Origin of the sequence: Crossiella sp. S99.2 (genome assembly GCF_023094165.1) — a bacterium.
GTDB lineage: Bacteria > Actinomycetota > Actinomycetes > Mycobacteriales > Pseudonocardiaceae > Crossiella.
On record NZ_JALMDK010000011.1, the window covers coordinates 293282 to 305250 of the forward strand.

The following is an 11969-nucleotide window of genomic DNA, read 5'->3' on the forward strand; positions in this document are numbered from 1 at the left end:
GAAATGCCCTATCGGGCAACAAGTTTCGCGTCACATCGGTGAATCGGCGTGCCGTTCGTGGCCGCCCCGGTGTGGTTTCTGCCAGAATGGTGTCATCTCCCCGATCTCGGGAGCACCTGCCCGCAGGTGGGAACGGTAACTGAGAGAGTTGATCCAGTGACCTTTGATGCCGAGACCGTTGTGGCATGGGCTGAACTGCCCACCGCGGAACTCCGTGTGAATGCCCAGCGCCTCGCCGCGGCCCGTCTTCCAGCGAACCATCCGCTGTGGACGGTCATCCGGGAGCGCCCCGCCCTGGCGGCCAAACTGCGCAGTGCTTTCTCCGGTCTGCTAGTCACGATCAAGGGCAGCCGGGACGAGCACATGCAACGGCTGTGGATCACCGCGGCGCGCAACTCGATCGACGCGAAGCCCGCTCCGGAGCCGAAGCCGGTCGCGGAGAAGAAGCCGGTGGCGGACAAGCCCGTCGTCGTCGCGCCGGTCCGGGCCGAGCCCGCTCCGGCGGAACGGCCGCGGCAGTCCATGGTGTCCCAGCCGCAGTTCGCGCCGCCGCCCCCGGCCCAGTCCTCCCGCTCGGCAGCGCCGATCCCCCAGGTCGTCTTCCAGGAGCCCTAACCCCCGCAGATTCCACTGTGGACGGTTGGCACGACTCGATCGGGCGTAACCTGCCGCGACACGCCCCCGCAGATCGGGAACCCGCGAGTCGCGGTTGAGGATCGTGATCATGCCGAGTCGTCGTCGCTGGATCGCCCGCCTGGCCCAGGCCGCCGTGGTCGGGCTGCTCGCCGCCGACACCGCGCAACTGCGTCGCCGCCTGGCCGCGCTGCCGGTGCTCCGGGACCAGCCCGCCACCCCGGCCGCCGACGGACGGGCGGCGGTCGCGCACGGGGTGCGGCTGGACCAGTCGACCCTGGCCGCCGCCGAGGCGTACCGGCAGCGCGAACAACTCGCCGCGCTGGACCTGGTGCCCGCCGATTTGTCCCTGGCCCAGGCCCTTGACCTGCTCCGGGACGTCGATCCGGCGACCTACCGCGGCAACCGGCTGGCCCCTGGACGCACCGCCGCGCACGCCATCGCCGCCGACCCCGGCCTGCTCGACCAGGTGGGCGTGCCCGCCCGGCCGGACGGCGCCGACCTGGCCGCCGCCGCGCTGGAGATCAAACTGCGCGCCCCGGCCGACACCGCCTTCGCGGTCGCCCCCGGCCTGGCCGCCAGTGCCGCGGTGCGCGAACAGGACCCGGCGATCCAGCACGCAGTGCACGGCGCTGGCCTGGAACTGCAGGTCATCCTGCGCGCCGCGGTGCTCGCCGCGCTGGCCGCCACCGCGCTGACCGGCCGCAAGTGGGCCGCCGGACTGCTACTCGCCTGGTCCGCGCAACCACTGGCCGTCTTCGCCGGCAGTCGCACGCTCAAGCCCGCCGACCTGGTGCGCGGCAGCCTGACCAGGGCGATCGCCGAGCCCGGCAGGCTGGTGCGCACGCTGACCGGCACCGCCGGGGTCCGCGCCGAACGCACCGCCGCGATCGAGACCAGCCGGATCGCCTACCGCGAGGACCTGGCCGCCGGACTCGGCCGGTTCTTCGAGCCGCCACGCCGGGACTGCCCATGGTGCGGCGGCGCCGAGTTGCGGCGACGGCTGGTGGCCACCGACGTGCACCTGCACAAACCCGGTGAGTTCGTGCTCGACGAATGCGGGTCCTGCGGGCACGTCTTCCAGAACCCCCAGCTCAACGCGGCCGGGCTGGAGTTCTACTACCGGGACGCCTACGACGGGCACAACGAGCACGCCATCCAGTCCGTCTTCGCCACCCGCAGCGAGTACTTCCGCAGCCAGGCCCGCGCGCTGTCCGGGCACGCCAAACCCGAGCGCTGGCTGGACGTGGGCACCGGGCACGCGCACTTCTGCAACCAGGCCAAGGAGATCTGGCCGCAGACCAGCTTCGACGGCATCGACCTGAGCAATGGCGTGGAACTGGCCCAGCGACGCGGCCGGATCGACCGGGCCTACCGCGGCTTCTTCCCCGACCTCGCGCCCAGCATGGCAGGCGCCTACGACGCGGTCAGCATGTTCCACTACCTGGAACACGTCACCGACCCGGTGGCCGAACTGCGGGCCGCGCACACCGCGCTCAAACCCGGCGGCCACCTGGTGATCGAGGTGCCCGACCCGGAATGCCGGTTCAGCAGCCTGCTCGGCCGGTACTGGGGCGGCTGGCTGCAGCCGCAGCACCTGAACATGTACCCGGTGGACAACCTGCGCGCCAAGCTCGCCCAACTCGGCTTCACCGTGGTCGGCACCCAGCACCGCGAGGCGGGCGCGCCGGACCTGACGGTGGCCGCCTGGCTGCTGGCCAACCGGTTCGCGCCGCGGTCCAACCAGCCCTGGCACGAGCGCGCGCCCGGCCTGCTCCAGCGGGCGGCCAGGGGCGCGGCGCTGACCGCGGCCGCCCCGCTGCTGCTGGCCGCGCTGATCGGCGACCGGCTGATCGAGCCGGCCACCGAGAACCTGAAGCTGTGCAACGCCTATCGCGTGATCGCTCGACGGGACTGACCACAATGGACAGACGGGCGGCCTATGCCGTCGAGCTGGCGCAGGGCCTGGCCCGGTTCTTCGAACCGCGCCGGGCCACCTGCCCGTGGTGCGGCTCGACCCGGATCGCCCTGCTGCAGCGGTCGGCGGACCTGATCCAGCGCAAGCCCGGCGAGTTCGTCCTGGACCGCTGCGCCGACTGCCGGCACGTCTTCCAGAACCCCTGCCTGTCCCCCGCCGGACTCGCCTTCTACTACCGCGACTTCTACGACGGTCTCGGCGAGGCCACCATGAACCGGGTCTTCGCCAAGCAGACCGAGTGGTACCGGCAACGCGCCGAGCTGATCGCCGCGCACGCCGACCCGGCCGAGTGGCTCGACGTGGGCTGCGGGCACGGGCACTTCTGCCACACCGCGCACCAGTTGCTGCCCCGCACCGCCTTCGACGGCCTGGACTTCGGCGACGGCGTGGAGATCGCGCAGCGGCACGGCCGGATCCGGCGGGCCTTTCGCGGCGAGTTCGCCGAGCTGGCCCCGGAACTGACCGAACGCTACGACGTGGTGAGCATGCACCACTACCTCGAACACAGCACCGATCAGCGGCGGGAACTGGCCACCGCGCTGAAGGTGCTGCGCCCCGGCGGACTGCTGCTGATCGAGGTGCCCGACCCGGAGTCGCCGTGGGGCAGGCTGCTGGGCAAGTGGTGGGTCGGCTGGATGCAGCCACAGCACCTGCACTTCGCGCCCAGGGCCAACCTGCGCGCCGCGCTCACCGAACTCGGCTTCACCGTGCTCAGCGACACCACCGACCGCGCAGCGGTGACCCAGGGCTGGACCGGCGCGCTGATGCAACTCGCGCACACCCTGCTCCCGCCGCCGGACTTCCCCTGGCTGCCCCGCCCCAGCCGGTTCCGGCTGCTGCTGCGCAACCTCGGCCTGACCGCGGCCGTGCCGCTGATCGCGCTCTCCGCGCTGCTGGGCTGGCTGGTCCGCCCGATCGTGCGCGCCCGCGGCCTGCACAACTCCTACCGGATCGTCGCCAGGAAGAACTGAACTACTCCAGTCAGCCCTGTCGCGATTGGACTAGACCAGACAGCATGGCAATCGTTGTCTCCCTGCCCTTCCGTCGCCGCGGGGGACCTTCGAGCATTCCTGAGATCGAAGGACGAGACCATGACGAGAACACCCAGGCGCGGGCTGGTCCTGCTGGCCCTGCTGCCCATGCTGCTCACCCTGTTCGGCGCCCTGCCCGCCTCGGCGCACGGCACCATGCTCTCCCCGGTCAGCCGCGCCTACCAGTGCCGCTGGCACGAGAACCCGGAAAACCCCACCTCGGCCGCGTGCAAGGCCGCGGTCGCCACCGGAGGCACCCAGGCCTTCTACGACTGGCACGAGGTCAACCTGGCCAACGCGGCCGGCAACCACCGCTTCCTCATCCCCAACGGCAAACTCTGCAGCGCCGGCCGCGACAAGTACCGCGGCCTGGACCTGACCCGCTCCGACTGGGCCACCACCCAGCTGACCGCGGGCGCCGCGGTGAACTGGCAGTACCGCGCCGCGGTGCCGCACCGCGGCCAGTTCGAGCTGTACGTGACCCGCAACGGCTACAACCCCGCCTCGCCCCTGCAATGGTCGGACCTGGAACGTTTCCACACCCAGGCCGACCCGCCCCTGGTCAACGGGAACTACCAGCTCAACCCGAAACTGCCAGCGGGCAAGTCGGGCCGGCACCTGATCTACTCGATCTGGCAGCGCTCGGACAGCCCGGAAGCGTTCTACACCTGCTCAGACGTCAACTTCCGCTAACCAAGCGAGAAGGACCCACCCGCCACCGCACCACTTGGGCCAACTGGTACGCCCACTTGAGCCAAACCGGCGTACCAGTTGGCCCAACTCGCCGGAGGACTCTGGAGAAACCGCTGTGCCTTCCCTCGCACCCCGGGCACAGCGGTTCCTTCCCCAGAACCAGCGAACCACGGTGTCGGACGCGGTCGCTGCACTGCCGCGGGATCGCCGTGAACAGAGAAGACCCCCAGGTACCCCTCGTTCTCCCGCTATCCGCTGAAGCGGATGTCCGTGCGGCATTAGCGTACGCTCTCCAACGGGCGGGTTGTCAACCCTGGCGGACATGTGAACAATCGAGACGTACTCTTGATTCGCCATGGCGGACACTCGGACGTCGTATCCGCCACCGACATCGAGGAACGTTTCGTATGGATCCCGGCCAGACCGAAGGGCTCGAACCCGAGGCGGGGCAGCTCGCGCGCAAGATCAACCACTTGATCGCGACGCTGTACCCGGACAAGCGCACGCGTCCTGGCTTTGCCAAGCTGGCGCAGGAGATCCGTGAGAAAACCCGGTCCTCCATCTCCAACACCTACCTGTGGGAGCTGGCCACCGGGAAGAAGCGCAACCTCACCCAGGGCACCCTGGCCACGCTGGCCGAGTTCTTCGGCGTGCCCAGTGAGTACTTCCTCAACGACGAGGTCGCCGCGCGCATCGACACCCAGCTCGAACTGGCCCTGGCGCTGCGCAACCAGAAGGTGCGCTCCATAGCGCTGCGCGCGGAGGGCCTCTCCGACGCCACGCTGGACTCGATCCTGACCATGCTCACCCAGGCCCGCAAGATCGAGCGGTTGCCGCCACTGGACACCGGCCGCGACCGGCGACCAGAATCAGACGGATAGCCGCCCGGGTATGAGGCATGTCTGCTCGTTCCGCAGGTGTCCCATCGGAAAATATGGCGAGGCGATGACCACTCGGCAGATCCGCAAGAGATGCCAGGCGCTGGTCGACGGGCTGACCCTGCCGGTGCCGTTCTCGGTGGACGCGCTGGTGGAGGAGCTGGCCGCGCAGCGCGGGCGGCCGATCCACCTGCTCGCGCTGCCCAACGGCATGGTGGTCAACGCCTGCGGGCTGTGGATCGCCACCGAGGACCACGACGAGATCTACGTCGAGGAGAAGACCACCCCGCTGCACCGGGAACACATCATCCTGCACGAGATCGGGCACATCCTCTGCGACCACGAGGCCGCCGAGGAGGGGGGCCAGGTGTCGCTGGCGAAGTTCCTGCCCGACCTGAGCCCGGAACTGATCGAACGACTGCTCGCGCGGACCAACTACACCAGCCAGCAGGAGCAGGAGGCCGAACTGGTGGCCAGCCTGATCCGCACCGCCGCGGGCACACGCACCGCCTCGTCCGCCACGAGCGGGGCCTTGGGGGAACTCGAAGCCGCACTGGGGATCCGCAACAAGGGGCGTGGAGACAATTTCGGTCTATGAACTGGGCACCCAGATCCAGCTGTACGGCGTGCTGGCGATGTGGGTGGTCATCCTGCTGCGCATCCCGGCGGCCAGGAGGTCCCGGCAGCAGCGGATGCTGTTGCTCGCCGTGGTGGGCATGGCGGGCTCCATCACCATCTACCTCGCGCCGGTGCTCTCCGCGCTGAACGCGTTGCCGGGCATCGTGATCGCGGGCTGCGGGCTGTTCACCAACCTGTGGGGCGTGTTCAGTTCCGCGCTGGTGCTGGACTTCGTGCTGGCCGCGATCGGGGTGCGCCGGGCCAAACTGGTCTACGGCGGCACCGCGGCGGTGCTGCTGACCCTGGTGGCGCTCAACCTGACCGTCTTCCCCAACGACGAGGGCTGCGTCACCACCAACCAGGCGCAGTGGTACTCCACGTTCTGGTGGATCATCATCGCCGCACACCTGGTGGCCAAGATCCCGTGCCTGCTGCTGTGCCTGCGTTACGCGCACCAGGCCAAGCAGGACCGGTCGCTGCGGATCGGGCTCGGACTGTTCGCCGCGGCCTTCGCGGTCTCCGCGTTCTTCTGGCTGACCATGCTCTACGTGCTGCTCACCGGCGCCCGCTGGCTGGGCCAGTACTCCGCGCTCAACATCGGCATCACCGGGGTGCTGATGGCCGCGGGCGCGGCGCTGCCGCTGGTCCTGGACACCGGGCAGATGCTGCGCAACATGCGCTGGCTGTGGCGGTTGTGGCCGCTGTGGCGGGACCTCATCGAGGAGGTGCCGCACGTGGCGCTGTCCCGCCCGCAGGCCCGCCTGCGCGACCTGGTCGGCACCCCGCACTCGACCTACCTGCGGCTGTACCGGCGGGTGATCGAGATCCGGGACGCCATGCTGATCCTGCGTGACTACGTCAGCCCGGAGACCGTGCAGCGGGCGCGGGCGCACGTGATCGCCAACGGGGTGCCCGAGGACCAGCGGCAGGCCGCGGTCACCGCCTGCTGGCTGGCCGCCGCCCGGCGGGCCAAGAACGCCGGGGCAGAACCGGATCCGAACCCCCTGGACGCGGCCCAGCTGCCCGGGGACGGCCTGCCCGGCGAGATCGACTTCCTGCTGTCGGTGGCCCAGGCGCGGGAACAGCCCTGGGTGGCCACCTTCGAGGTGGCCGGCGCCGAGCACGACGCCGGGAAGCGGGCATGAGCGGGTACACCGACAGCGCGCTGGGCAAGGACTCGCCCACCGAGCACGGGCGGCTCACCTCGATCCAGAACGCCGCGGACGCGGGCACCATCGCGGTCATCGAGGCCCTGGCGCCGCAACCGGACTGGGACTGCCTGGACCTGGGCGCGGGCGCCGGGTCCATCGCGCGCTGGCTCACCCAGCGCTGCCCGCTCGGGCGGGTGCTGGCCAACGACATCGACACCCGCCACCTCACCGACCTGGGCGCGGCGGCGCAGGAGGCCGATCTGACCGATCCGGCTTACGCGCCGGGCCGGTTCGACCTGGTGCACGCCCGCTACGTGCTCTGCCACCTGCCCGAACGCGACGAGATCGTGCGCCGCGCGGCGAGCTGGCTCAAACCGGGCGGCTGGCTCGTGGTCACCGACCCCTACCAGCTGCCCGCGGAGACCTCGCCGTTCCCGGTAGTGCGCCGGATCATGGCCGCCTACGAACAGGTCTACGCCGGGCACGGGGCCGATCTGCACTGGGCCCGCGGCCTGCCCGCGCTGCTGGCGCGGAGCGGGCTCGGCGAGATCGGCTACACCGGCACGCTGGGCCGCATGGGCAATCTGGACCAGGACCGGTGGCGGCCGCTGGTGGCACAGGTCAAGCCCAAGATGCTAGCCGACGGGCTGATCCAGCAGTCCGAAATGGACGAATTTGAGAGATTGTTGAACAGCTCTACCTTCATTGACATCCCACAGTTCACGATCTCCGCATGGGGGCGCGCGCTCGGCTGACCCCCGCACCACCGTTTCACGCACTGGGGAGTCAGCAGATGGGTCACCACCACCACGGTCACGGGCACGGCCATGGGCACGGTCACGGTCACGGTCACGATCATGACCACGGGCACGATCACGACCATGAGCCCGAGGCCGCCGGGCCGGACCTGGCCGTGGACACCTCGATCCCGGACACCGAACTGAGCCCCGGCCAGCTCTCCCGCCGCACCATGCTGCGCGGCGCCGGCCTGCTCGGCGCGGGCCTGGCCGGCTCCTCGGTGCTGACCGGAACCGCCGCGGCCGACCCGGACCGCGCCCAGCCCCGTCAGCCCCGGGCCGGGTACCAGTGGCTGGCCGGCGACCACCACATCCACACCCAGTACAGCCTGGACGGCCGCTACCGGGTGATCGACCAGGTCCGGCACGGCCGCAACTACGGCCTGGACTGGATGGTGATCACCGACCACGGCGGCACCACGCACGCCCGGATCGGCGTGGAGAAGATCCACCCGGACATCCTGGCCGCCCGCAAGGACGTGCCGGACGCGCTGGTCTTCCACGGCATGGAGTGGAACGTCCCAGCCGCCGAGCACGGCACGGTGATCGTGCACCCCGGCGGCGACGGCGAGGTGGCCGTGCTCAAGGAGTTCGTCAACAACTACGACGGCATCCTCAAGAACGCGCTCAGCAGCACCCCCGCGAACGAGACCCTGGCCATCGCCGGGGTCAACTTCCTCGCCGACGCGGTCAAGCGCAAGCGGGTCGAGGACATCCTGTTCCTGGCCAACCACCCCGCGCGCAAGGGCTGGGACTCCCCGCACGAGCTGCGCAACTGGCGGGACGCCGCCCCGCACATCGCGGTCGGCATGGAAGGCGCGCCCGGCCACCAAGCCGCCGGCATCCCGAAGCCGCACGGCCCCGGCCTGTTCCGCGGCTACTACGACGCCTCCCCCGGCCCAGACTCCTGGCCCGGCTACCCGCTGGAATCCTTCCGCACCTTCGGCGGCTTCGACTGGATGACCGCCACCGTCGGCGGCGTCTGGGACAGTCTCCTGGCCGAGGGCAAACCGTGGTGGATCACCGCGAACTCCGACTCGCACACCATCTACGCCGACGCCGCCGTACGCGGACCCGGCGGCGACTTCGACCGCGACGGCAAATGGCCGGACCCGGTGCACGGCGGCGCGCCCGACCTCAACGAGGTCGACTTCTTCCCCGGCTACTACAGCCGCACCCACGTCGGCGCCACCGACTTCAGCTACGGCGCGGTGATGAACGGCATCCGGGCCGGGCGGGTCTGGGTCGACCACGGCGCGCTGATCGCCGGCCTGGACATCCAGCTGCGCACCACCGGCCACGGCCTCCAGCACCAGGCCACCCTCGGCGGCACCCTCACCGCCCGCCGCGGCACCCCACTGGAGCTGGTGATCACCGTGGATCAGGCGCGGCTGCCGAACTGGGCGCACTTCGTGCCCAAGCTGGCCCGCGTCGACGTCATCCAGGGCAAGGTCACCGGGCCGGTCACCGACCGGGACGCCTCCACCGCCCCGGACACCAAGGTGGTCAAGGCGTTCGAGGTCGGCAACCAGCCCGGCAAGGTGCACTTCGTGTACCGGATCGGCGCCCTGGACGGACCGCTCTACCTGCGGGTGCGCGGCACCGACGGCAACCGGCAGGCAGTGGGTCTGCGCGGGGCGGCGGTCGACCCGCACGGACCGGCCATGGATGTGCCGCACGACGCGGATCCGTGGCGGGACCTGTGGTTCTACACCAACCCGATCTGGGCGGTGCCGGTGTGAGTGCCGAAGCGGGACCGCGCGGCCACCTCCCGGCCCGTGATCGTTTGCCTGGCGTTCACCACCCGCGCTGAAGCTGTGCGCTCATGGGCCATGGACATCACCACCATCCACATGTTCACCAGCATGAACACGCTCACACCGAGGGTCCGGCGGACTCGGCCGCGGTGCTCGACCGGGCAGTCCCGGACGAGGCGCTGAGCCCGGCCGAACTGTCCCGGCGCTCGATGCTGCGCCGCACCGGACTGCTCGGCGCGGGCCTGGCCGCGAGTTCGACCGTGCTGGGGGCCGCCGCGGGCAGCGCGGCGGCCTCGCCAATGCCGCCGCGGGGCGGTTACCGGTGGCTGGCCGGGGATCACCACATCCACACCCAGTACAGCGACGACGGCAAGTACCGGGTGATCGACCAGGTCCGGCACGCCGGCGCGCACGGCCTGGACTGGGTGGTGATCACCGACCACGGCGGGCCGGTGCACGCCAAACTGGGCGTGGACAAGGTCAACCCGGACATCGTGGCCGCCCGCCGGGACGCCGGTGGCACCCTGGTGTTCCAGGGCCTGGAGTGGAACATCCCGGCCGCCGAGCACGGCACGGTGATCGTGCACCCCGGCCGCAACGAGGTCGCGGTGCTCAAGGAGTTCGAGACCACCTTCGACGGCCGCACCCAGAACGCAGGCGCCCCAACGCCTGCCAACGAAGCACTCGCCATCTCCGGCCTCAACTTCCTGGCCGATGCCCTGGGGCGCAAGCGAATCGAGGACGTGCTCTTCCTCGCCAACCACCCCGCGCGCAAGGGCCTGGACTCCCCGCACGAGATCCGCGGCTGGCGCGACGCCCAACCCCGCATCGCCGTCGGCATGGAAGGCGCCCCCGGCCACCAGGCCGCCGGCATCCCCAAACCGCACGGGCCGGGCGGCGCGCGCGGCTACTACGACTCCAGCCCCGGCGCGGACTCCTGGCCCGGCTACCCCCTGGAGTCCTACCGCACCTTCGGCGGCTTCGACTGGATGACCGCCACCGTCGGCGGCCTCTGGGACAGCCTCCTGGCCGAGGGCAAACCCTGGTGGATCACCGCCAACTCCGACTCGCACAGCGTGTACGCCGACACCGCCGTCCGCGGCCCCAACACCGACTACAACACCCACGGCAAACACGCCGACCCGGTGCACGGCGGCAAACCCGACCTCAACTCCGGCGACTTCTTCCCCGGCTACTACAGCCGCACCCACGTCGGCGCCCGCGAGAACTCCTACGGCGCGGTCATGGACGCGATCCGGGCCGGCAGGGTCTGGGTCGACCACGGCGGCCTGATCGCCGGCCTGGACGTCCAGCTGCGCACCACCGACCGCTGGGACCGGCAAACCCAGTCCCTGGGCGGAGTTCTGCACGCCCGCCGCGGCACCAAGCTCGAACTCGTGATCAGCATCGACCAGGCCCGCCTGCCCAACTGGGCCTCCTTCGTGCCGAAGCTGGCCAGGGTCGACCTGATCCAGGGCAAGGTCACCGGCCCCGCCACCGACCGCGACACCTTCACCGCCCCCGAAGCCAAGGTGACCCAGTCCTTCGAGGTCAAGACCGACGGCACTCTGCGGATCACCCACCAGCTGGGGCGCTTGGACCAGCCGTTCTACCTGCGCCTGCGCGGCACCGACGGCAACCGGCAGGCAGTAGGGCTGCGTGGGGCGGCGGTAGACCCACACGGCCCGGCCATGGACGTCATCGGCGACGCCGACCCTTGGAGGGACCTGTGGTTCTACACCAACCCGATCTGGGCACTGCCATGGTGACCGGCATCGACCGCGGCAGCCCCGACCTGGCCACCGCCGACCACCTGGCCCGCGACCTGGTCGCCGAGTACGCCCTGCCGGACACGGTCACGGTGTGCACCCACCTCATCCGCACCGGCACCCCACACGTGGCCCTGTCCTTCGAGGCCCCCGCCGACTTCACCGGCCCACTCCCCAGTGACGACTCCCCCGGCGCGGAGTCAGCGGCAGTCGAACACCGATCCCGCCGCTCCGGCCGCGCGGTCCTGTTCCCCGGCTCAACCCACCTCACCGGCACAGTGCCGATCACAACGGTCCTGGCCACCGCGATCAACCACCTCACCGTCCTCGGCGGCACCCCCGCCACCGACAACGCGGTCCTGCACACCCGCGACCACGTCCGCCCAGAATGGCGCGAAGGCCACCTCACCCTCACAGTCACCCCCGCAGGCGACAACACCTACGCCCCCTTCGAGGTCCCCAACCCCACCCCCTGCTGCGCCGACCACTAACCCCCGCCCACAACGGCCAACACTCCAGACGCACCGAGTGTTGGCCGTTGTCGTACGGTGTGTTGGCCGTTGTGGACGGGGTGTTGGCCGTTGTCGTACGACTCTGTTGGCGAATTGGTGGGGTGGTCAGGCGGCGGTGCGCAGGGCCTGGAACCGGGTGATGCGGGTTTTGC

At 70.6% G+C, this 11969-nt stretch carries 11 protein-coding genes; all 11 read left to right on the forward strand.

Annotated elements, in window-relative coordinates; all coding sequences use genetic code 11:
- The first annotated feature begins 156 nt into the window (after positions 1–156).
- The 11 genes from MZC64_RS35330 (at position 157) to MZC64_RS35380 (ending at position 11796) form a co-directional block, all read left to right on the forward strand.
- Positions 157–615: a hypothetical protein gene (locus MZC64_RS35330; protein WP_247764020.1), complete on the forward strand. Its 459-nt coding sequence runs from the start codon at positions 157–159 to the stop codon at positions 613–615.
- A 109-nt stretch (positions 616–724) separates the two neighbouring features.
- Positions 725–2551 carry a class I SAM-dependent methyltransferase gene (locus tag MZC64_RS35335; protein ID WP_247764021.1) on the forward strand — a complete coding sequence of 609 codons (1827 nt, stop codon included), beginning with the start codon at positions 725–727 and terminating at the stop codon, positions 2549–2551.
- 5 nt (positions 2552–2556) lie between these two features.
- Positions 2557–3582 (forward strand): class I SAM-dependent methyltransferase, encoded by a 1026-nt coding sequence (locus tag MZC64_RS35340; protein ID WP_247764022.1) that lies wholly within the window; start codon positions 2557–2559, stop codon positions 3580–3582.
- Between the two features lie 120 nt (positions 3583–3702).
- Positions 3703–4335: a lytic polysaccharide monooxygenase gene (locus MZC64_RS35345; RefSeq protein ID WP_247764023.1), complete on the forward strand. Its 633-nt coding sequence runs from the start codon at positions 3703–3705 to the stop codon at positions 4333–4335.
- Positions 4336–4742: 407 nt separating this feature from the next.
- Positions 4743–5216, forward strand: coding sequence for a hypothetical protein (locus MZC64_RS35350; protein ID WP_247764024.1), 474 nt, complete (start codon positions 4743–4745; stop codon positions 5214–5216).
- Between the two features lie 64 nt (positions 5217–5280).
- Complete coding sequence (locus MZC64_RS35355; RefSeq protein ID WP_247764025.1) at positions 5281–5811, forward strand: hypothetical protein; 531 nt, start codon at positions 5281–5283, stop codon at positions 5809–5811.
- Positions 5789–6976 (forward strand): MAB_1171c family putative transporter, encoded by a 1188-nt coding sequence (locus MZC64_RS35360; RefSeq protein WP_247764026.1) that lies wholly within the window; start codon positions 5789–5791, stop codon positions 6974–6976. Before MZC64_RS35355 ends, MZC64_RS35360 begins: the two co-directional genes overlap by 23 nt.
- Positions 6973–7737: a bifunctional 2-polyprenyl-6-hydroxyphenol methylase/3-demethylubiquinol 3-O-methyltransferase UbiG gene (locus MZC64_RS35365; protein WP_247764027.1), complete on the forward strand. Its 765-nt coding sequence runs from the start codon at positions 6973–6975 to the stop codon at positions 7735–7737. Before MZC64_RS35360 ends, MZC64_RS35365 begins: the two co-directional genes overlap by 4 nt.
- Before the next feature lie 38 nt (positions 7738–7775).
- Positions 7776–9521 (forward strand): PHP domain-containing protein, encoded by a 1746-nt coding sequence (locus tag MZC64_RS35370; protein ID WP_247764028.1) that lies wholly within the window; start codon positions 7776–7778, stop codon positions 9519–9521.
- A 164-nt stretch (positions 9522–9685) separates the two neighbouring features.
- Positions 9686–11305, forward strand: coding sequence for a PHP domain-containing protein (locus MZC64_RS35375; protein WP_247764029.1), 1620 nt, complete (start codon positions 9686–9688; stop codon positions 11303–11305).
- A complete protein-coding gene (locus tag MZC64_RS35380; RefSeq protein ID WP_247764030.1) occupies positions 11302–11796 on the forward strand; it encodes a hypothetical protein in 495 nt (164 codons plus the stop codon). The genes MZC64_RS35375 and MZC64_RS35380 overlap by 4 nt, the downstream gene beginning before the upstream one ends.
- Positions 11797–11969: the final 173 nt, after the last annotated feature.

What these genes read in the sequence shown, in the direction of transcription:
- MZC64_RS35335 (WP_247764021.1), top strand. Translation starts at nt 725, where the DNA reads ATGCCGAGTCGTCGTCGCTGGATCGCCCGCCTGGCCCAGGCCGCCGTG.
- MZC64_RS35340 (WP_247764022.1), top strand. Translation starts at nt 2,557, where the DNA reads ATGGACAGACGGGCGGCCTATGCCGTCGAGCTGGCGCAGGGCCTGGCC.
- MZC64_RS35370 (WP_247764028.1), top strand. Translation starts at nt 7,776, where the DNA reads ATGGGTCACCACCACCACGGTCACGGGCACGGCCATGGGCACGGTCAC.
- MZC64_RS35350 (WP_247764024.1), top strand. Translation starts at nt 4,743, where the DNA reads ATGGATCCCGGCCAGACCGAAGGGCTCGAACCCGAGGCGGGGCAGCTC.
- MZC64_RS35365 (WP_247764027.1), top strand. Translation starts at nt 6,973, where the DNA reads ATGAGCGGGTACACCGACAGCGCGCTGGGCAAGGACTCGCCCACCGAG.
- MZC64_RS35355 (WP_247764025.1), top strand. Translation starts at nt 5,281, where the DNA reads ATGACCACTCGGCAGATCCGCAAGAGATGCCAGGCGCTGGTCGACGGG.
- MZC64_RS35345 (WP_247764023.1), top strand. Translation starts at nt 3,703, where the DNA reads ATGACGAGAACACCCAGGCGCGGGCTGGTCCTGCTGGCCCTGCTGCCC.